Below are 20750 nucleotides of genomic sequence, written 5' to 3'. Positions count from 1 at the left end.
GGATGCGTCGGCGGTCGCCGGCGCGGGTTCGGACCGCTCAGTCGTCGTGCGACAGCGCGACCGCGAGGTCGATGAACAGGGCGGCCGACCACCCGAACGCGGTCGTGGCGGAGGCCGCGCGGCGGCCGCTGTGCGGGTCGAAGTGCTCATGCGGCCCGCCCGCGTGCACGACGAGCTCGACGGTGCGCTGGGCGAGCCGGCGTGCGCGGTCCGGATGGCCGGATCGCTCGAGGCCCTCCACGATCAGCGCGTTGGTGTTCACCCAGACCGGACCGCGCCACATGCGGTGGGGGGCGTGATCGGGATCGCCGACCGCCACGGTCGGGATCGGCCACGTCGTGGCGAACCGGCGCGGGTCGTCGAGCGCCGCGACGAGGGCGTCCGCGATCTCGACCGGCAGTTCGCCGGTCAGCAGCGGCATGAGCCCGACGATCGTGTCGCTCGCGACCGGGCAGCCGGCGGCGAGCGAGCGGAATCGTCCGCTCGGCGCGTCCCAGAGCGTGAGCAGGCGCTCGAGCGTCCTTGTCGCGCGCTCGTGATGAGCGAATACCGCTTCCGCGCGGCCGGCGTTGGACGCCGGCTCCGAGCCCCACCGCTCGACGAGCGCGGCGAGCTCGAGGTCCTGCCGCACCAGATACGCGGCGAGGTCGGGCGTCGTCGTCGGAAGGGGACCGTCGAACACCGGGCTGTCGTCGAGGCCCGACGAATAGGGGTGCCCGTACTCGGGCAGGCCATCCCCGTCGAGGTCCGAGTGGGTGAACCACCAGTCCTGCGAGCGGCGGATGGTGCGGATCATCCGTCGCACCCAGTCGGGCGGTGCATCGCCGTCGGCCTCGAGCACCTTCCGCAGCGCCCACGCCGCCAGCGGCGGCTTGGTGAGCGGGACCGGCGCGGTCGGGTCCGCGACGGCGGAGCCCGCTCGACGGAGGGTCTCCCGATCGGAGGCCGGAAGGTCGTCGCTGCTCGCGAGGACCCCGTGCTCATGCACCACGTCGGGCAGTTGCCCCTCGGCGGTGGGGAACCGCAACGCGAGGTCGAGTTGCTCGCGCGCGAGTTCCGGGTCGCCGTGGCGCAGGCCCACGGCGATGAAGTACGCGTCCCACTGCCAGAGGCCGACGTACCCGATCTTCGATGGGACGACGGCCCGCGCGTCGCCGAGGTGCGGGAGTTCGACGATGTTCGCGCCGAGCACCCACCAGCAGAACGCGGCCATCCCCTGCAGGTCGGCGCGCACCACGGGACACCTCGCGAACCAGTTGAGCCACACCTGACGTGAGGCCTCGAGCTGCTCGGCATGGTCGACCGAGCGCGACACCGCGACGTCGCGTCGCGGGCCCACGGCGAACGTGACGGATGCCGCGTCCGCGTCGCCGATGCGAAGCTCCTCGGTGCGCGCGCCCACCCGAGGGGTCCACCGGATCGAGGCACGCCCGCCGCTCCGGACGCCCAACGACAGGGCGGAGGTTCCCGCGAACGTGAGGGCGACGTCGTCGCCGAACTCGATCGCGTGCGGCAGCACCCGAGTGATCGGCATGGGCATGCCGTCGGCGTCGCGCACCTCCAGGGCGTCGATCGCGACGCACTCGGTCAGCGACCGCTCGTACTCCGACGTGTGCACGCGCAGCCGGTCGCCGTCGCGCAGCACGAGGATCCGCGATCCGGGCAGCGTGAACGGCGCCTGCACCAGGTCGAGGTGCTCCGCGGCACGCAGGGCGGCGGATGCGGCATCCGCTCGCCCCGTGACACGCCGGGTCGAGACCGGCGCGGCGCTCATCGCCCGCCCAGCCCGGACGCGGCCATGCTGTTCAGGATGCGGCGCTGCCCGATCACGAAGGCCACGAGCATGGGGATGGTGGCGACGGCGGATGCGGCCATGACGAGTCCGTAGTCGACCGAGCCGAACTGGCCGCGGAAGCTCGCGAGCAGCAGGGGCACGGTGAACAGGTCGGGCGAGTTCAGCAGCACCAGGGGGAACAGGAAGCTGTTCCACACGTCGAGCGCGACGATGATGCCGAGCGCGCCGAGGCCGGGCTTGAGGTTCGGCAGGATGATCGTCCAGAACGTCCGCCAGCGGCCGGCGCCGTCGACAAGCGCGGCCTCCTCCAGCTCCTTCGGCAGGCTGAGCACGAACTGGCGCATGAGGAACACCGCGAAGGGGTTCACGAGCATCGCCGGCACGATGAGCGAGAGGTGGGAGTCGACCCAGCCGAGCTCGGCCATCAGCAGGTAGAACGGGATCAGCGTGACCTGCTTGGGGATCATCTGCGTCGCGAGGAACACGATGAAGAGCACGCGGCTGCCGCGGAAGCGGATCCGCGCAAACGCATACCCGGCCATCGATGCCGTGACCAGGGTGCCGACGACCGCGAGCACGCAGATGTAGATGCTGTTCAGGTAGGCCTGCGCGAAGGGGGCGGCGTTCCACGCGTCGACGTACTTCTCGATGGTCCACGGATCGGGCCAGAAGGCGAGCGGGTCCTGGAGGAGCTGCGGCAGCGTCTTGAAGGAGGTCAGCAGCATCCACAGGAACGGGAACACCATCGCGAGACCCGCGACGATCAGCGCGACGTGGATGAGGACGCGGCCTACGGTGCGGCGGGTGCGGTCCCGTCCGGGGCGACCGGCGGGACGGTCGTCGCGCTCGAGGTCGGGGTCGCCGATGAGCGGCGGGGTCAGGTCTGCGGCGGTCATGCGGCGTCGTCCTCGTAGTGCACGAACTTCTTCTGCGCGCCGAACTGGATCGCCGTGATCACGAGGGTGAGCAGCAGCAGGATCACGGAGGCGGCACTGGAAGGCCCGAACTCGAAGCGCCCGAAGCCCAGGTCGTAGATGTGGTACACGATCGTGCGGGTCGCGTTGTCGGGTCCCGCGTCCGCGGTGAGCACGAAGACAGTGTCGAAGGTCTGCAGCGACGAGATGAAGGCGACGATCGACGAGAAGAACACGATCGGCGACAGCAGTGGCAGTCGGATGGCGCTGAAGAGCCGCCATGCGCCGGCGCCGTCGATGCGCGCCGCCTCGATCACCGACGGCGAGATGTTCTGCAGTCCCGCGAGGAAGATGATCACGTTCAGGCCGAGGGACGACCAGATCGACACGATGCACACCGCGAGGAGCGCGAGGCGCGGGTCGTTGAGCCAGTCGGGGGGCGCGATGTCGAACACGCTCGCGATCGCCGTGCTCAGGACGCCGTCGGCGCGGAAGAGCTGCTGCCAGATCATGGCGACGGCGACGGTGCTCGTGACCACGGGGGCGAAGAACAGGATCAGGTAGAGCGTGCGTGTGCGCAGCCGCTCGAGCGCCACGGCGATGACGACGGCGATGCCGAGGCCCACGGGCACCGTGACGACCGCGATGAGCAGCGTGTTCACGATCGACCGCAGGAGCAGTTCGTCCTGGAGCTGCGCGGCGAAGTTGTCGAAGCCGACCCATTCGAGCTCGGTGAGCCCATTCCACGACGCGAACGCCAGCACGAGGCTCGCCACGAACGGCAGGAGCACGAAGACGGCCATGCCCACGAGCTGCGGGCCCACGAAGACATAGCCCCAGCGGCGGTCGCGGCGGCGCCAAGCGGCCTCGCGGCGCGGGCGCGGTGCGCCGGGTCGCGCCTCGCGCGCGCCGGCCGCCGAGGGCCCGGCGGGCGGTGTTGCGGTCGCGGGCGGGGCGACCGGGGTCCCGGTCGCGCCGCCCGTCGTGATCGCCATGGGTCGACTCACTCCCCCGACTTCTCGGCGACGAGGTCGGCGACGGCGTCGAGGGTCGCCTGGGCGTCGGACTTGCCCTGGTAGAGCTCGAGGAACAGCGCGCTGATGTCGCTCGACAGGCCGGGCACTCGCGCCTCGGCGGGGTGGTTGGCGAAGCCGATGTCGCGCATGTCCAGGAAGGTCTGCGCGTGCGCCGGGTAGCCGTCCTCGAGCACGACGTCGTCGGCACCGGTGATCGAGGGCACCGCGTTGCCGCCGCCCTGGAGGCGGAAGGTCTGCCCCTCGGCCGAGAGGAATTCGGTCCAGAAGGTGAATGCGGCATCCGTCGCCTCGGTGCGACCGTTGATCGCGAGGTACGACGCGGCAACGCCGGTCGGGGCCTCGGCGCCGTCGGGCGTGGGCCAGCGGACGATGTCGTAGTCGCCCTCGACCCCCGCGCTCTCGAGCGTGCCGATCGTGTAGCGCCCCTGCACGAAGAACCCTGCGCCGTGGGTGACGAACTCGCTGTCGGCTCCGGCGCCCTCGGGCATCGTGTCGGCGACGACGAAGGTGCCGTCCTGGAAGTACTCGCCGAGCGTTTCCACGGCCTCGACGGTCGCGCCGTCGGTGTTGCCCACGAAGGCGCCGTCCTCGTCGTAGGCGGTGCCTCCCTGCGCGGAGATCCAGCTGTAGTGCGTCGCCCAGTAGTTCCAGAACATGGAGCCGATCAGCCCGGCTTCGGCGAGCTTGTCGTTCATCTCGAGGTACTTCTCGGTGGTCCACTGGCCCTGCTCGGCGAGCGTGGCCGGGTCTTCGGTGATGCCGGCGGCCTCGAGTGCGCGCTTGTCGTACCAGAGCACGTCGGGGTTGGAGTCGTTGGGGGCGGCGTAGTACTCGCCATCGCGCTCGGCGACGCCGAAGAGGCCCGGGAAGAAGTCGTCGGGTTGCGTCTGGCTCTCGTCCGACTCCATCAGGTCGCGCAGCGGGAGGAGCACGTCGGCGTCGACGAACTGGCCGAGCATGTCGTCGCCGATGTAGAAGACGTCGGGTGCCGTGCCGCTCGTGAGCTGAGCGAGGAGCTTCGAGTGGTAGTCGCTGTAGCTGGCGACCGGCTGGAGCTCGACCGTGATGTCGGGGTGGCGCTTCATGAAGTCCTCGTTGAACTCCTCGAAGCGCGTGAGCTCTTCTGGGGTACCCCACGTCGACCAGACCACGGTGTTCTCATCGGATGCACCGCCTCCTCCGCCGCCACTGCATGCCGCCAGCCCGATCGTCATCAGGCTGACGGCGCCAGCCGCGAGCAGACGCCTCGTCATTGAGTTCGCACGGCGCATCGCGCCCCACCTCTTCCCTCGTTGGTCGTTCGCCGGCGTGCCCGGCACTCAGTATTTTGTATACAGCACGCAGGAAGGTCAAGCAGGGAATTTCGAACTCGCACGCCGGCAGCCCTCCCGGCGCCCGCTGCGATCCGTCCTCCGGGACACCGGGCCCTTCGTCCCGGTGCCCCACCGATGCACCCGTTGCACACTTGAATTGCCGCCAGAACGGACGAGTCCGGGAGGGGGAATCGGATGATCACCGCGCACGATGGTCGAGCACGTGAGGACGCCCGCCAGTGGACGGGCCTGATCGTCACCGGCAGGTGGGCGGCTTTGGCCAGCGTCGCCCTCATCGTGGTGCAGGTCGGGATCTACCTCGCATGGCCCCCACCGCGTGACAGCCGGGGCTTCTTCGACCTGCTCCTGGAGAACCCGATCCTCGGCGTCGTCGCCCTGGATGGCCTCTACGTCGTGAGCAACCTGCTCGCCTTCCTGCTCTACCTGGCACTCGCCGTCGCCCTGTGGCGCGTGAGCCGGTCGGCAGTAGTCATGCGCTCGCCTTCGGCGTGCTCGGGATGGCGGCCTACATGGCCTCTCCGCGCCCGGTCGAGATGCTCACTCTGGCGCACGCCTACGGCCAAGCGGGCGATGCCGAACGGGTCGCCCTCATCGCGGTGGGCGACGGGATGCTCGCAACCTGGACGGGCACCGCCTTCGACGTCTATTACTTCTTCAACCTCGCGACGCTGCTCATCTTCGCCATCCTGATGTTCCGAACGCCCGTGTTCAGGCGATCAACGGCGATCGCGGGCGTCATCGCCGCAGTGCTGATGGCCGTGCCCTCGAACTTCGGCTTGGTCGGCACGGTGTTCGCGCTGTTGTCACTCGTGCCATGGGCCGTGTTCGCCGTCCTGGTGGCCGGCGACCTGGCGCGTCTCGTCACTCCGAAGGAGGCCGTGGCGGCAACCGCATCCGGACGGGACGGCTGACGCGCCGGCCGAGCGAGAGGCGTCCTGCCGGGCTATCCCGCCCGCTCGATCAGCTTTCGCACCTCCGGCACGAGTTCGTCGACCGGCCCTTCGACGGGCAGCCCGGGCGCCACGCTCGTGATCGGCAACACGGCGACGGCGGATGACGCGGCGCCGGCGTCCGCGCGCCATCCGCTGATCTGCTCGGCCGACACGACGTACACGATGCGCCCGAGCCCGACCCACGCGTGCGCCGCCGAGCACATCGGGCAGTGCTCCCCCGACGTGTACACCGTCGCCGCCGCCCGCTCGCCGGCGGTCAAGTTCGCCGCCGCCCAGCGCGCGATCTCGAACTCCGGATGCCGCGTGGCGTCCCCCGCCGTCACCTCGCGGTTGCGGTCTTCGAACCGCACGACGCCGGACGCGTCGACGAGCACCGACCCGAACGGACCGTCGCCGGCCTCGAGTGCTTCGCGCGCGAGCTCGACCGCCCGGCGCAGGTGGACGAGGTCGGCCTCGGAGATCGTCATGCGTCCAAGCTAGGCGCGTGCCCGCGCCGGCGGCACCCCCGTCCATAGGATGTCCCGGTGCCTCTCTTCGACCACATCGGCATCACCGTCGACGACCTCCCCCGCGCGATCGCCCAGTTCGACCCGGTGATGCAGGCGCTCGGGTGCACTCGGCAGGACGCCGACAACAGCGTCGCCTGGTACCTCGACGAGGAGGAGCTGATCCTCTTCCCCGCCCGCGAGCCGGGCACCGGCCCGCACCGGCACGGTCAGGTCGGATGGCAGCACCTCGCCTTCCCCGTCGGCTCGCGCACTGAGGTCGACCGCCTACATCAGATCGCGACGGATGCCGGGTGGACGGCGGTGAGCGGGCCGAAGCTGTTCCCGCGCTTCAACGACCGCTACTACGCGTCCTTCGTCGAGGACGACAACGGCATCCGCCTCGAGTTCATGCACAACCCGCCGCGCGAGTCTGCTCCAGGCTGAAGACTGCCGCGGCCAGGGCGACATCTCGCTATCACGCCGGCGCGCCCTCCAATGAATGGTTGGCGCGGAGCGCGTGGCCTGCGGCATTTCCGCGACCTAGTAGCTTCGGATCATGGCGAAACCTCTGGGCACCTTATCCGGTTGGCTGGACGAGGTCACTTGGCCCCGGGTGCTGTGCCCGGAGTGCCTCGAAGGAACTCTGGCGCTGAAGTCGACCTCGCAATATCCGGACGTGAAGTCACGCGCCCATATCGAGTTGGTTAGGCGGAACCTCGACGGTCCCGACGAACTTAGCGGCAGCTTCACAGGAGTACTCGAATGTGACAACCACGCGTGTAGGCGCGAGGTGATCGTGGCTGGCGATTGGGTCTATTCTTGGGACTTCGACGAAGTACAAGAGAGGGAACGGCTCGTCGACTACTTTGTTCTTCGCTACATCAATCCCGCTCCGCGACTGCTACTCACGCCGAAGAGAACTCCTTCGAAGGTAGTCGAGTCCATCGCAACGGCGTCGTCCGCACTGTGGACGAGTCCAGACCTGGCGGCCACTCAGCTTCGCCTCGCCGTGGAGGAGTTGTTGACGGCGCGCGGGGTGAGGCGCATCGTCATCACCGCGAAGCGGAAGCGAAAGCGGCTCTCAGCACAGGAGCGACTGGACATCTTCGCGGAGACCCACCCTGAGGTCGTTCACGCGCTTGAGGCAGTCAAATGGATCGGGAACGCTGGGACTCACGAGAGCGGCCTGACTGTCGACGATGTGGTGACGGGTGCAAAGTTCCTTGAGCTTGCGCTGAGGCGTTTGTACGACACGAGCGAGTCCGAGCTCTTGTCCACGGCGAAGGAGATCAACCGTCGGCGGGGGCTTCCGCGCAGTCGCTAGTGCCATCGGTAGCGCGCCCGTCCCGTCGACGCGCGCGCTGAGGTCGACCGTCCCGAGGCGATCGCGCGAAGGAGGCGGAATGAACGACCGTCAGCCACCGCTACCGGGGCCAGCGCTTCAAAGTCCGCTACTAGGCCCGGGGAGGCGTCGAGGACGAGAACTGCATCGGGAACGAGTCCGTGAACATCCCGCCACGCGAATCTACGCGCGACTCGTCTATGCGGTGGCGACCGTGCGATGAAGCGATGACCAACAGTTCGCTCATCAAGATTCGCGCGGGACGAGGCAACGGACGAACGCGCCTAGGTCTCTCCACCATTCTTCTCGATCCCTCGGAGCACTCTAGCTCGCGACTCCTCGGCGTAGTCGTGGCTCGCTCTCATTGCCGTTCTGGCTTTGAAAACCGCATCGCGAACCTCGCGTCGAATCCTGCGTTCATCCATGCCCTGCATCGCTTCACGGGTGTTCCGTGCCACTTCGATAAGTTCGACTGGCACCGACTCGAGGCGCGTAACGTCCACGACGAGAGGCAGGCTCCCCGCTTCGGCGCCAACCGTTCGTCGGAGCGGCCCCAGGCGAAGTAGCTGCGATAGATAGTCAGGGCTGAGTGCCGGAGTAGCCGGCGCGTCCTTACCGAGAGAATCACTCAGCCATGCGCCCAACTTGAACGCAGTCTTGTCGAGGGTGAGCCACCACGTCTCGTGCCCGAGTGCGGGACGGGTGCCGCGGCGGAGCTCTATTACTCCCACCGCGTTCTCCACGTCGTGCGCCGCTAAGCGATCTATCACATTGCCGGACTGCCCACGATCGTACTTGGCATGCTTTCTTCGAAAGAGCTCATCGGTCGCGCCCCGCAATGCGACGTCGGCCTTGTCAGCGACCTCCCGCAGGTCGTGACGTCGGATACCAAACTCTTCTGAGAGATACTCCTCGATGTCATGCTCCGGGTTGATGGGGCCACGGATACCATCGGCCCAATCGGCAAAGTGGCGTTCGTCGCGTCCGGACAGCATGTAGGCACTGTAAAGGAAGGGAAGACTGCCATTCCATCGTCCACCGCGGTTTATGTACGCGATACAGCGCTCAATATGAAAACGAAGCTCCTCGATAACGCCGTCAGTAACGTAGAGCTCCACCCCTGAACTTATCGCAGCGGCCAACAGATTCGTCTGGGACCGATCCGCAGGATCATCTATAAGAGTCTCAGCGACGAGGGGAAGGAGAGCAGACGTATCGAGCCAAAGTTTCGCATTCTCGAAAACTCGCGAGAGCGCCTTTTGGACGTCGGGCGTCTGCTGAAGAAAAGCCATGAGCGTGTACGCATCGAGAACGCGAACGAGATGACGATGAGTACGTTCAGAAGGAGAGCCGATTACCTCGAGCACCGCCTCGGCGCCCTGCTTGGGGTGGAGACTCATTCCAATATCCATCCCCGCAAACTGCTCGGAAATTTCATCTGCGGACAGGAAGTCGGCTTGTCCACCCTCGACGGCCGCAGCGAAGCGCTCGCCGCTCACCAGCATCACGCGCTCCAAGGCTATCCGTAGAATCCTTGCCTCGGCTTTGAGGAGGTCGAAATCCCTATCTAACTTTTCGTTGAATCCGTACGCGGCCGCGGCGAGGTCATCCTCCAGCGATTCTTGATCGAGCAAATAGGAGGCCGCCGCGTCTTTCCATTTTTCTGAGGCATCAAATGAGAGATGATACGTACCCTCAGAAGCCCGGTGCTTCACCGGGCCGTGCTTGCGTGTGAGCCGCACTAATGAGGATCGAGTTAGTTCCGCTACCTGGTTGGGAGCGCCATGCGGCACTAGTTCACGCATTCTCGCGACGATCGCGGATTCTTCCAGAGAATCTTCTTGGCTGGTCCCAACTAGGACCGACTGAACTAGCGCATCAAACGAGGTCTTCGTGAGACTTGTGTCGCCGAAGCGATCCGTTTCATTCAGAGCCAACTGCACCATGGCGACGCGGGCGTCCTCGGAAGAGAGTGCCGCGCCGGTCGCGGTTGCGATGCCCCGTGAGGTGACAATCGGGTCAACCACCTGAGCGCAAAGCTCCGCAGCCGCGATCTCGCGTTCCGGCGCGGAGGTTTCTCGCTCGCAGAACCATTCGCGATCCCGAATATCGAGAACCATTCCGTACTCGTCCCACAGCTCAGTTACGAGGTCGTCCGCTTGTGCCCCGATTGCTTGGCTCGTGCAATATATGAGACGCGAGTAGTCCAGTCCATTCGACTGGACGGTTTTGGCAGTTGCCCGGATCTTGGCGTTCCACGATGTGGTCACCGAGTACTGAAAACCGGTCCTCGCTACTCCAGGAAGGGAGAAGATTTCTCCATCTCGCCCCCGGTCGCCTGAAGGTGTCGCCGTTGTCCTCAAGGCGGGGAAGTCCGGAACAAGAAACTCGGAACAAAACCGCTCAAAGAGCAGCCAGTCGCCACTGCCTAACTGTTCGAGAGCGAATCGCAAACGCGCGTGAACCATGCCTGAATGCTAGGGCAAGGAGCCCGCTCAGCCGGTGCCGCCGCCAGTGCACGTTCCACTGACGCTCGCCCGACGCGGGCACACGGCGCGACCCACTGGTAAACCAGCGACCGCGCAGTAGCCGGGACTCCAAACATCGCTTGGCGCGGAAGCCGCAACACCTTCCGTGTCTCGGGTAGATAGGGCGTCAGAAGTCCCAGTCCTCGTCCTCCGTGACGACCGCCTTGCCGATGACGTACGACGAGCCCGACCCCGAGAAGAAGTCGTGGTTCTCGTCGGCGTTCGGCGAGAGTGCCGCGAGGATCGCGGGGTTCACGTCCGTGACGGTCTTCGGGAACATCGGCTCGTAGCCGAGGTTCATGAGGGCCTTGTTGGCGTTATAGTGCAGGAACTTCTTGACATCTTCGGTGAGGCCGACGCCGTCGTAGAGGTCCTGCGTGTACTGCACCTCGTTGTCGTAGAGCTCGTAGAGCAGCGAGAACGTGTAGTCCTTGATCTCCTCGCGCTCGGTCTCCGAAACGCGCTCGAGGCCCTTCTGGAACTTGTAGCCGATGTAGTACCCGTGCACGGCCTCGTCGCGGATGATGAGGCGGATCAGGTCGGCGGTGTTGGTGAGCTTGGCGCGCGACGACCAGTGCATCGGCAGGTAGAAGCCGGAGTAGAAGAGGAATGACTCGAGCAGCGTCGACGCGACCTTGCGCTTCAGCGGCGAGTCGCCCTGGTAGTACTCCATGACGATCGCGGCCTTCTTCTGCAGGTTCGGGTTCTCGACCGACCAGCGGAAGGCGTCGTCGATGTCCTTCGTCGAGCACAGCGTCGAGAAGATCGACGAGTAGCTCTTCGCGTGCACCGACTCCATGAACGCGATGTTGGTGTACACCGCCTCCTCGTGCGGCGTGATCGCATCCGGGATCAGCGACACTGCACCGACCGTGCCCTGGATGGTGTCGAGCAGCGTCAGGCCTGTGAACACCCGCATCGTGAGCTGCTGCTCCTCGGGCGTCAGCGTGTTCCACGACTGGATGTCGTTCGACAGCGGCACCTTCTCGGGCAGCCAGAAGTTGTTCACCAGGCGGTTCCAGACCTCGAGGTCCTTGTCGTCCTGGATGCGGTTCCAGTTGATCGCGTTGACGTGGTCGACCAGCTTGACCTTGCCCTGGTGGGCGGGGTCGTTCGTCGCCGAGTTCACGGGGTCCGTGAGCGTCATGAGCTGCCTCTTTCGTTGTTTCGATCGTCGATGCAGTGCCGGCACGTCTCCTTGAAGACGCCCTTGTTCGTGTGATACCTCGTGTGCGCGCTGCGCACGCTCGAGGGCATTGGCCGGCCCCTCCGGACGGCCGACATCTTCGCTCGCGTCTCGGCGCTCGCGGTCTTGCCGTAGTTCGGGTTCCTCTCGCCGCGCCTCTGCTCCGAGAGCCGTTCGAGCGTTTCGGCCGAGAACACGCGGCCGTAGGAAGGATGATCCGGCCCGAACTTCCCGAAGTTCGGATTCGCTGCCCCGGCGTTGGTTCCCTTGCGAAGCTCGGACCAGCGAGCCTCCTGCTTGTCGGTATGCGAGCGGCCGAACATCGGATTCATCTCGCCAGGGAGGGCGATGCCCTTCCGTCCGAGGTTCCGCTGCCGCGCCGCCTCCCGCATCTCGTCAGTCCATTTGAGACCGACGACACCGAGCCCGCCATCCGTCAGATTGAGGAGTCGATGGCCCTCAGTCCGAAGACCCGCGATCCATCGCTTCTCGGCCTCGCCCAGGTCGTCGAGCGACGTCCAGATGAACTCGAGCGGAACGATGTGCCAGTCATCGGTCTTCCGAAGCCAGTCGTAGAACGCGGTCTTGCGCCCGGACTTCGCCGCTTTGAGGTGCTGCGACATCCGCTTGGTCGTACTGAGCGTCGTCTGGCCGACGTACCGGTACTCGCTCGACCCGAGCGTCCGCACACCGTAGACCGCGCCGACGAGACCGGCATAGCCGATCTCGCGGCGCAGGTCTTCCAGCGTTTCAGACATCCCTTGGCACCCTCAGATTCGAAGACCGATGCTTACAGCGCGCAGCTGACGCACATCTCGAGCTCCGTGCCCTCGAGGGCCATCTGGCGCAGCCGGATGTAGTAGATCGTCTTGATGCCCTTCTTCCACGCGTAGATCTGGGCCTTGTTGATGTCGCGGGTCGTCGCGGTGTCCTTGAAGAACAGCGTGAGCGACAGGCCCTGGTCGACGTGCTGCGTCGCGGCGGCGTACGTGTCGATGACCTTCTCGTAGCCGATCTCGTACGCGTCCTCGTAGTACTCCAGGTTGTCGTTCGTCATGAACGGCGCCGGGTAGTAGACGCGGCCGAGCTTGCCTTCCTTGCGGATCTCGATTTTCGCCGCGATCGGGTGGATCGACGACGTCGAGTTGTTGATGTACGAGATCGAGCCGGTCGGCGGCACCGCCTGCAGGTTCTGGTTGTAGATGCCGTGCTCCTGGATGGAGGCCTTCAGCTCCTGCCAGTCGTGCTGGGTGGGGATGTGCACGCCGGCGTCGGCGAACAGCTGCGCCACCTTCGGGGTCGAGGGCACCCACGCGGCATCCGTGTACTTGTCGAAGAACTCGCCCGATGCGTACTTCGAGTCGCGGAAGCCCTCGAAGGTCTCGCCGCGCTCGATCGCGATCCGGTTCGACGCCCGCAGCGCGTGGAACAGCACCGTGTAGAAGTAGATGTTCGTGAAGTCGATGCCCTCCTCCGAACCGTAGAAGATGCGCTCGCGGGCGAGGTAGCCGTGCAGGTTCATCTGGCCGAGGCCGATGGCGTGCGACTTGTCGTTGCCGTCCTCCACCGAGCGCACCGACGAGATGTGCGACATGTTCGACACCGCGGTGAGGCCACGGATGGCGGTCTCCACCGTCTTGCCGAAGTCCGGCGAGTCCATCGCCAGGGCGATGTTCATCGAACCCAGGTTGCAGGAGATGTCCTTGCCGATCTGCGCGTACGAGAGATCTTCGTTGTACGTCGTCGGGGTGTTGACCTGCAGGATCTCCGAGCACAGGTTCGACATGTTGATCCGGCCCTTGATCGGGTTGGCCTTGTTCACCGTGTCCTCGAACACGATGTACGGGTAGCCCGACTCGAACTGGATCTCGGCGATCGTCTGGAAGAACTCGCGCGCGTTGATCTTCGTCTTCTTGATGCGCGGGTCGTCGACCATGGCGCGGTAGTTCTCGCTCAGCGGCACGTCGGCGAACGGCTTGCCGTAGACGCGCTCGACGTCGTACGGCGAGAACAGGTACATGTCCTCGTTGTTCTTCGCGAGCTCGAACGTGATGTCGGGGATGACGACGCCGAGCGACAGCGTCTTGATGCGGATCTTCTCGTCGGCGTTCTCGCGCTTGGTGTCGAGGAACCGCATGATGTCGGGGTGGTGCGCCGACAGGTACACCGCGCCGGCGCCCTGGCGCGCGCCGAGCTGGTTGGCGTAGCTGAAGGAGTCCTCCAGCAGCTTCATGACGGGGATGATGCCGCTGGACTGGTTCTCGATCTGCTTGATCGGGGCGCCCGCCTCGCGGATGTTCGACAGCAGCAGCGCCACGCCGCCGCCGCGCTTCGACAGCTGCAGCGACGAGTTGATGCCGCGCGCGATCGACTCCATGTTGTCTTCGATGCGGAGCAGGAAGCACGAGACGAGCTCGCCGCGCTGCGCCTTGCCCGTGTTGAGGAACGTGGGCGTCGCCGGCTGGAAGCGGCCCGAGATGATCTCCTCGACGAGCTCGATCGCGAGCTGCTCGTCGCCCTGCGCGAGGCCGAGCGCGGTCATCACGACGCGGTCCTCGAAGCGCTCGAGGTACCGCTTGCCGTCGAACGTCTTCAGCGTGTAGCTCGTGTAGTACTTGAACGCGCCGAGGAAGGTCTCGAAGCGGAACTTCTTCGAGTACGCCAGGTCGTTGAGCTTCTGGATGAACTCGAACGAGTACATCTCGAGCACCTCGGGCTCGTAGTACTCCTTCTCGACGAGGTAGTCGAGGCGCTCCTTGAGGGAGTGGAAGAAGACCGTGTTCTGGTTGACGTGCTGGAGGAAGTACTCCCGTGCCGCCTCCCGGTCCTTCTCGAACTGGATCTTCCCGTCGGGGCCGTACAGGTTCAGCATCGCGTTCAGGGCGTGGTAGTCCATCCCCGCGTTGCTGGTCCGCGGTGCGTCGATGACGCTCACGCCACTGTCGTTGCCGGATGCTGCTGCGTTGACCAAAATGCGTCCAATCCCTCGTCGACGGCGCGAACGTCGTCGGGTGTTCCGAATACTTCGAAGCGATACAGGTGGGGCACGTGGCACTTCGCGGCGATGATGTCGCCCGCGAGGCCGTAGGCCGCACCGAAGTTGGTGTTTCCGGCGGCGATGACGCCGCGGATGAGCGCGCGATTGCGCGGGTCGTTCAGGAACCTGATGACCTGCTTCGGCACGGCGCCCTTGCCGTCGCCTCCGCCGTAGGTCGGCACGACGAGCACGAACGGCTCGTCGGCGACGAGCGGCGCATCGCTCGCGTGAAGCGGGATGCGCGCCGCCGGCCGCCCGAGCTTCTCGATGAACCGGGCGGTGTTGCCCGAGACGCTCGAGAAGTAGATCAGGTTCGTCATGTCACACACCCCCTGTGCAGACCGGTGGTCGAGTCCGTTGGTCGAGTAGCACGCGAAGCGCGCGTATCGAGACCAGGCGTACCGAGACCCAGGGGAGCGTTACGCGAGCCGGCTCGCCAGCTCGTCGATCTTGTCGGGGCGGAAGCCCGACCAGTGGTCCTCGTCGGTGATGACGACCGGGGCCTGCAGGTAGCCGAGCTCCTTGACCGCGGCGAGCGCGGTCTCGTCCTGCGAGAGGTCGAGCACCTCGTACTCGATGCCCTTGCTGTCGAGGGCGCGGTACGTGGCATTGCACTGGACGCAGGAAGGCTTGGTGTAGACCGTGACCGTCATCTCTGTGACCCCTCTTCTCTGGCTCCGACGAGCCGTTTCCCCCGGTGGTGCTTTGGTGTCTTCGATACTACATCTAGTGCCTGAGTAAATGCACGACCACAAGATGCAGTAGTTACATTCGTGTAGTTTTCCACCGCGTTCTCCCCAGCCTGTGCACAGCTCGCCGTGCCCCTGACCGGCGGATTTCCGCGGTTGCCCGACACGTTCTCCACAGCCCTGCTCGTTCGAGCGGATTCGACCTGTGGAGGGATGTCGGGCGTGTCGTCGGCGTGTCGTGCGGCCCCGACATCTGGGCCCCCTCGCCCCGACGACCCCAACATGTGGTGTTGTGTGAGCCATGCTTCCACCACCCGCCGACATTCCGGCGACGGATGCCACGGCGCGTCGCGCCGCCGACCCGCGCGACCTCCCCCAGTTCACGGGTCGGCCCCGCCCTACCGTTCTCGCGACCGACAGGTGAGACTGGAGGGGATGCCGCTCACACCGCCTCGGACCCGCCGCGCCCGCCTGCTCACCGCCGGCGCGGCCGTCGTCGTGCTCGTCGGCGGACTCGGCATCGGGGCGCAGGCCGCCACGGCCGCGGCATCCACCCGCCTCGACGCCGCCGCGACCTCGGCCGCCGCGACCGTCGCCGACGCGCGCGACCGCTACGACGCCCTGCACGCCGAGCAGGAGGCCGCGACCGAGCGCCTCGAGATGAGCGAGATGCTGACCGACCAGTCCTCGCGCGAGACCCTCGCCGCCGCGCTCGACGAGACGCAGTCGCGCGACGTCTCCGCGCGCGCCGAGATCGAGTCGGCCGAGTCGCTGCTCGACCAGGCGAACGGGGTGGACGGCTCCCTGCTCACCTTCGGCGCGCCGCAGCGCGACGCGGCCGACGCGCTCGAGGCCATCGAGTTCGACGACCTCGCCCGGCTCGAGGAGGCCGTCGCCGCACTCGGCGAACCCGTCGACGCCCTCGCGGCCGCCGTCGCCGCGTGGCACCAGGAGCAGGCGCGCATCGAACGCGAACGCTACGTCAACCACGTGTGGGCGGCGGGCTGGTACCCCGAGCTCGACGCGTGCAAGGGCTCCGTCGACCTCACCGCGCGCTACGACGGCGTGCCGACCATCGCCGAGCACTGGTCGTGCGGTGGCAAGGACTTCCCCGACGAGCCCGGCACCGTCATCCGCCTGAAGGGCCAGCACGAGGGCCTCTACCGGGTCGAGGGCATCGTGAAGATGCTGAACCAGAACACCGCGACGAGCGACGACCTCCCCCGCGGCTACGACCTGCTCTACCAGACCTGCCAGAACGGCCAGTCGTCGACGATGTCGATCACCGCGCTGACCAAGGTCGGCTGAGGTCTCGCGCTCCTCGACTCCCGGCAGTCCGCGCGACCCCTATCGCCCAGCGGCGACCGCGGCTAGCCTGACGACGAGCCCGAATCCCGCAGACCCGAGCCTGCGAAGGAGGCCCCATGTCCCACGGCCACACCGCCATCTCGCACGACGGCGCCGCGATCGCCTACGACCGCGAGGGCAGCGGGCCCCCGGTCGTCCTCGTCGGCGGCGCGTTCCAGTTCCGCGCGTTCGACCCGGCCACCAAGCGGATGGCGACGCTGCTCGCCGAACGCGGGTACACGGTCATCAACTACGACCGGCGCGGCCGCGGCGAGAGCGCGCACGACGCCGCCATGGACCTGCACCACAACCTCGCCGACCTCCGCGCCATCGTCTCCGAGCTGGACCGCACCCACGACCTCGGCGAGGGCGTCGCCCTCTTCGGCAACTCGTCCGGCGGGGCGATCGCGCTCGCGGCCGCGGCATCCGGCCTGCCCGTCACCGCGATGGTCGTGTTCGAGGTGCCGATGGGCGCCGAGCAGGGGCCCGACGGGGCCGAGTTCCTCGCCGGCATCCGTGAGCGCGTCGCGGGCGACGACCCCGACGCCGTCGTCGAGTACTTCATGAAGGACATGCCCACCGAGTGGCTCGAGCAGGCCAAGACCAGCCCGTCGTGGCCGCTCATGGTCCGCATCGGCCCCAGCCTCGAAGCGGATGCCGAGTCCCTCGCCTGGACGCAGTCCGCGCCGCACGCCGAGCTGTTCGGAGCGATCGAGGCGCCGACGCTCGTGCTCGTCGGCGAGGAGACCCTCGACGAGATGACGCCCGCCGCCGAAGCGCTCGCCGCGGCCCTGCCGAACGCGGAGCGCCGGTCGATCCGCGCCGTGCAGCACTCCTGGCAGCCCGAGGACCTGGCCGCGACGATCGCGGACTTCCTCGACGCGCACGTGCCGCGCTGACGGCGGCCGACGCCGCACGGATGCCGCGAGCGCGCGGCTGCGCGCGGCGCGACACGGATGCCGCGAGCGCGCGGTTGCGGGCGGCGCCACACGGATGCCGCGAGCGCGCGGTTCCGCGACGACCGCGCGCCGCCCTACCCGCGCACCCGTCGCGCAGCCGCGCGCTCGGCGGATGGCCGGCGCGGCGGCGGCGGGCGCCGGGCGCCGGGCGACGCCCCACGGATGCCGCGAGCGCGCGATTTCGCGACGAGCGCGCGCCGCTCTGCCCGCGCACTCGTCGCGCAGCCGCGCGCTCGGCGGGCGACCGGGGTGGCGGTCGGTCGGCGGAGGGCCGGCGCGGCGCGCGGCGCGCGGCGCTACGCCTTGGCGGCCTTCGCCGCGGCCTTCGCGGCCTGCTTCGTCGCGCGCACCTTCTGCAGCGACTCCGGGTCGCGGATGTCGGCGACCGACGCGAACGAGCCCTCCTCGCCGTAGTGGCCGGCGGCCTCGCGCCATCCGCTCGCCTGCAGCCCGCACTGCTTGCCGAGCAGCGCCAGGAAGATCTTCGCCTTCTGCTCGCCGAAGCCCGGCAGCGCCTTCAGCCGGCGCAGCACCTCGGGGCCGTCGGGGTCGCCCTGCGTCCAGATCGCCTCGGCGTCGCTGCCCCAGTCGTCGCGCACCGCGTTGGCGAGCGCCTGCACGCGACCGGCCATCGACCCCGGGTAGCGGTGCACGGCCGGCGGCTGCTTGAACACGTCGACGAGGTGGTCGGGGTCGACGGCCGCGATGGTCTCGGGCTTGATCGAGCCCACCCGCTCGCGGATCTTCGCGGGCCCCGCGAAGGCGGTCTCCATCGCGACCTGCTGGTCGAGCAGCATCCCGACGAGCAGGGCGAACGCGTCCTCGCTCAGCAGCTGGTCGGCGGCGGCATCCCCGGTGATGTTCAGCGTGGTCATGGGCTCCATCCTCCCATCCGTATCGGGGGCGGGCCCGATCGTTCCGCAGCATCCGCTTTGCGAATGCGGACAGGAACTGACCGGATGGCACGCCAGACTGGCCGCAGGACATCACCCGCCGGCAGCACGACCACCGGCCTGACCAGGAGGACCACCATGGACTGGAAGATCGAGCTCATCTTCGTGCCCGTCACCGACGTCGACCGCGCGAAGGAGTTCTACGTCGAGAAGCTCGGCTTCAACGCCGACTTCGACCAGCGCGTCACCGAGGAGCTGCGCTTCGTGCAGCTGACCCCGCCCGGATCGGCGTGCTCGATCGCGATCGGCGAAGGGCTCGGCGGCTCGCTCGCACCCGGCTCGCTCGACGTGATCCAGGTCGTGATCCCGGATGCCGACGCCGTGCTCGCCGAGCTCCGCGCGAAGGGCGTCGAGGCCGAGGGCGTCGACGAGCAGCCGTGGGGCCGCTTCGTGACGCTCCGCGACCCGGACGGCAACCGCTGGACGCTCCAGCAGCTGCCCGACTACTCGGCCGCCTGACGCCGCGGGCGCGCGCCGCGCGGCGGAACCAGGTTGTCGCGCGGGAACCACGTCGTTGGCCGGTTCCGCTGCCAGAACTTGGTTCCGCGCCGCGGGGCGGGGCGCCGCGGGCTGGCGCCGCGGGGCGGGTGCGCGCGCCCGTCCCCGCGCCCGCGCCCGCGCCCGCTAGAGCCCCTGCGCGAGCCGGTAGTACGCCTGGTTCCAGCGCACCTCGCGCTCGAACGCGCGCCGCTCGGTCGACTCGTCGATGACGAGCAGCTCGAGCTTGGCCATCTCGGCGAAGTCGCGGAACACCTCGACGCCGACCGCGGTCGACATGACGGTGTGGTGCGCGGCGCCCGCGGCGAGCCACGCGGCGGCCGAGGTGGCGAAGTCAGGGGCGGGCTTCCAGACGGCGCGTCCGACGGGCAGCTTGGGCAGCGGATGCCGCAGCTCGACGTTCTCGACCACGTTGGCTGTGAGGCGGAACCGGTCGCGCAGGTCCGACATCGCCACGACCACGGCGGGCCCCGGGTCGGCGGTGAAGACCAGGCGCACCGGGTCCTCCTTGCCGCCGATGCCGAGCGGGTGGATCTCGAGCGACGGGCGAGCCGTCGTCAGCGACGGCGACACCTCGAGCATGTGCGCGCCGAGGATCAGCTCGTCGCCCGGCGTGAGGTCGTACGTGTAGTCCTCCATGAGCGACGCGCCGCCGGGGAGCCCCGCGCCCATGACGTTCGCGATGCGCACGAGCACGGCCGTCTTCCAGTCGCCCTCGGCGCCGAAGCCGTACCCCTCGGCCATGAGCCGCTGCACGGCGAGGCCCGGCAGCTGCTTCAGCGCGCCGAGGTCCTCGAACGACGTGGTGAACGCGCCGAAGCCGCCCTCCTCGAGGAACGAGCGCAGCCCGAGCTCGATCGCGGCGCCGTCGCGCAGCGACTGGTGCCGCTCGCCGCCGGCCCGCAGCTCGGGCACGACGTCGTAGAGCTCCTCGTACTCGGCGACGAGCGCGTCGACGTCGGCGTCGCGTGCCGCGGCGACCGCGTCGGCGAGCTCGTTGACGCCCCACGTGTTGACCTGCACGCCGAGCCGCAGCTCGGCTTCGGTCTTGTCGCCCTCGGTGACGGCGACGTAGCGCATGTTGTCGCCGAACCGGGCGAGCTTCATCGAGCGGGATGCCGCGAGGCCGGCGGCAGCGCGCTGCCACGTGCCGAGCTCGCCCTGCACGCGCGGGTCGCTCGCGTGGCCGACGATGGTGCGGCGCGGCACGCCCAGGCGCGTCTGGATGTACCCGAACTCGCGGTCGCCGTGCGCGGCCTGGTTGAGGTTCATGAAGTCGAAGTCGATCTCGCCCCACGGCAGCTCGACGTTCGCCTGGGTGTGCAGGTGCGCGAGCGGCTTCTGCAGCGCGTCGAGCCCGGCGATCCACATCTTGGCGGGGCTGAACGTGTGCATCCACGCGACGAGCCCGATGACGCGGTCGTCGGCGTTCGCCTCGAGCATGATGCGGCGGATCGCGTCGGAGTCCGTGAGCACGGGCTTCCACACGAGCCGTACGGGCACGTCGGATGCCGCGTCGAGCGTCTCGGCGACCTGCCGCGACTGGTCGGCGACCTGCTGCAGCGTCTCCGGGCCGTAGAGGTGCTGGCTGCCGGTGACGAACCAGACCTCGTAGCCGTCGAGCGAGGTGGTGAGCGGGGTGCGGGTCATGCGCGTGTCTCCTTGGTGCGAAGTTCGTGAAGCGGATGAC

19 protein-coding genes are annotated in these 20750 nt (G+C 67.8%); 6 read left to right on the top strand and 13 right to left on the bottom strand.

Translation table 11 applies throughout. From position 1 onward, the window contains the following. Positions 1-37: 37 nt before the first annotated feature. From RH861_RS04120 to RH861_RS04105, 4 genes are read right to left on the bottom strand one after another with little or no spacing between them, the layout of a single operon-like run. Entirely contained in the window at positions 38-1774 is a 1737-nt protein-coding gene (locus tag RH861_RS04120) for an amylo-alpha-1,6-glucosidase (protein ID WP_310519871.1), read from the bottom strand. Next, positions 1771-2691 carry a carbohydrate ABC transporter permease gene (locus RH861_RS04115; protein ID WP_310519870.1) on the bottom strand — a complete coding sequence of 307 codons (921 nt, stop codon included), beginning with the start codon at positions 2689-2691 and terminating at the stop codon, positions 1771-1773. Before RH861_RS04115 ends, RH861_RS04120 begins: the two co-directional genes overlap by 4 nt. Next, positions 2688-3704, bottom strand: coding sequence for a carbohydrate ABC transporter permease (locus RH861_RS04110; protein WP_310519869.1), 1017 nt, complete (start codon positions 3702-3704; stop codon positions 2688-2690). Before RH861_RS04110 ends, RH861_RS04115 begins: the two co-directional genes overlap by 4 nt. Before the next feature lie 8 nt (positions 3705-3712). Further along, on the bottom strand, positions 3713-4897 hold the full coding sequence (locus tag RH861_RS04105) for an ABC transporter substrate-binding protein (protein WP_310519868.1): 1185 nt from the start codon (positions 4895-4897) through the stop codon (positions 3713-3715). Positions 4898-5523: 626 nt separating this feature from the next. On the opposite strand from RH861_RS04105, the gene RH861_RS04100 reads away from it, so the two are divergent. Continuing rightward, positions 5524-5991: a hypothetical protein gene (locus RH861_RS04100; protein WP_310519867.1), complete on the top strand. Its 468-nt coding sequence runs from the start codon at positions 5524-5526 to the stop codon at positions 5989-5991. Between the two features lie 32 nt (positions 5992-6023). Here RH861_RS04100 and RH861_RS04095 read toward each other — a convergent pair whose 3' ends face one another. Beyond that, positions 6024-6500 carry a nucleoside deaminase gene (locus RH861_RS04095; RefSeq protein ID WP_310519866.1) on the bottom strand — a complete coding sequence of 159 codons (477 nt, stop codon included), beginning with the start codon at positions 6498-6500 and terminating at the stop codon, positions 6024-6026. Between the two features lie 57 nt (positions 6501-6557). Here RH861_RS04095 and RH861_RS04090 point away from each other — a divergent pair, with 57 nt between their 5' ends. After that, positions 6558-6965 (top strand): VOC family protein, encoded by a 408-nt coding sequence (locus RH861_RS04090; protein WP_310519865.1) that lies wholly within the window; start codon positions 6558-6560, stop codon positions 6963-6965. 112 nt (positions 6966-7077) lie between these two features. After that, on the top strand, positions 7078-7845 hold the full coding sequence (locus RH861_RS04085; RefSeq protein ID WP_310519864.1) for a DUF4145 domain-containing protein: 768 nt from the start codon (positions 7078-7080) through the stop codon (positions 7843-7845). A 302-nt stretch (positions 7846-8147) separates the two neighbouring features. On the opposite strand, the gene RH861_RS04080 is transcribed toward RH861_RS04085, so the two are convergent. From RH861_RS04080 to nrdH, 6 genes are all read right to left on the bottom strand, one after another. Then, positions 8148-10331: a hypothetical protein gene (locus RH861_RS04080; protein ID WP_310519863.1), complete on the bottom strand. Its 2184-nt coding sequence runs from the start codon at positions 10329-10331 to the stop codon at positions 8148-8150. A gap of 187 nt (positions 10332-10518) precedes the next feature. Next, entirely contained in the window at positions 10519-11538 is a 1020-nt protein-coding gene (nrdF, locus tag RH861_RS04075; protein WP_310519862.1) for a class 1b ribonucleoside-diphosphate reductase subunit beta, read from the bottom strand. After that, positions 11535-12335: an NUMOD3 domain-containing DNA-binding protein gene (locus RH861_RS04070; RefSeq protein ID WP_310519861.1), complete on the bottom strand. Its 801-nt coding sequence runs from the start codon at positions 12333-12335 to the stop codon at positions 11535-11537. The genes nrdF and RH861_RS04070 overlap by 4 nt, the downstream gene beginning before the upstream one ends. A 32-nt stretch (positions 12336-12367) precedes the next feature. After that, on the bottom strand, positions 12368-14473 hold the full coding sequence (gene nrdE / locus RH861_RS04065; protein ID WP_310520280.1) for a class 1b ribonucleoside-diphosphate reductase subunit alpha: 2106 nt from the start codon (positions 14471-14473) through the stop codon (positions 12368-12370). Positions 14474-14508: 35 nt separating this feature from the next. Continuing rightward, the gene (nrdI, locus tag RH861_RS04060; RefSeq protein WP_067945993.1) at positions 14509-14934 is read right to left on the bottom strand and encodes a class Ib ribonucleoside-diphosphate reductase assembly flavoprotein NrdI; all 426 of its coding nucleotides are present in this window, start codon (positions 14932-14934) and stop codon (positions 14509-14511) included. 99 nt (positions 14935-15033) lie between these two features. After that, entirely contained in the window at positions 15034-15267 is a 234-nt protein-coding gene (nrdH, locus tag RH861_RS04055; RefSeq protein ID WP_067945991.1) for a glutaredoxin-like protein NrdH, read from the bottom strand. Positions 15268-15738: 471 nt separating this feature from the next. Between nrdH and RH861_RS04050 the strand changes: the two genes are divergently transcribed. Further along, entirely contained in the window at positions 15739-16611 is an 873-nt protein-coding gene (locus tag RH861_RS04050) for a hypothetical protein (RefSeq protein WP_310519860.1), read from the top strand. Between the two features lie 116 nt (positions 16612-16727). Next, positions 16728-17549 carry an alpha/beta fold hydrolase gene (locus RH861_RS04045; RefSeq protein ID WP_310519859.1) on the top strand — a complete coding sequence of 274 codons (822 nt, stop codon included), beginning with the start codon at positions 16728-16730 and terminating at the stop codon, positions 17547-17549. Positions 17550-17905: 356 nt separating this feature from the next. Here RH861_RS04045 and RH861_RS04040 read toward each other — a convergent pair whose 3' ends face one another. Beyond that, the gene (locus RH861_RS04040) at positions 17906-18493 is read right to left on the bottom strand and encodes an HhH-GPD-type base excision DNA repair protein (RefSeq protein WP_310519858.1); all 588 of its coding nucleotides are present in this window, start codon (positions 18491-18493) and stop codon (positions 17906-17908) included. Between the two features lie 147 nt (positions 18494-18640). Here RH861_RS04040 and RH861_RS04035 point away from each other — a divergent pair, with 147 nt between their 5' ends. After that, positions 18641-19021 carry a glyoxalase superfamily protein gene (locus tag RH861_RS04035; RefSeq protein ID WP_310519857.1) on the top strand — a complete coding sequence of 127 codons (381 nt, stop codon included), beginning with the start codon at positions 18641-18643 and terminating at the stop codon, positions 19019-19021. Positions 19022-19186: 165 nt separating this feature from the next. On the opposite strand, the gene araA is transcribed toward RH861_RS04035, so the two are convergent. Next, entirely contained in the window at positions 19187-20710 is a 1524-nt protein-coding gene (gene araA, locus RH861_RS04030) for an L-arabinose isomerase (protein ID WP_310519856.1), read from the bottom strand. Between the last annotated feature and the right edge of the window lie 40 nt (positions 20711-20750).

Origin of the sequence: Agromyces indicus (genome assembly GCF_031432295.1) — a bacterium.
Taxonomy (GTDB): Bacteria; Actinomycetota; Actinomycetes; order Actinomycetales; family Microbacteriaceae; genus Agromyces; species Agromyces indicus.
Note: the sequence above shows the minus strand (reverse complement) of the source record. Positions and strands in the feature narration are given on the sequence as shown.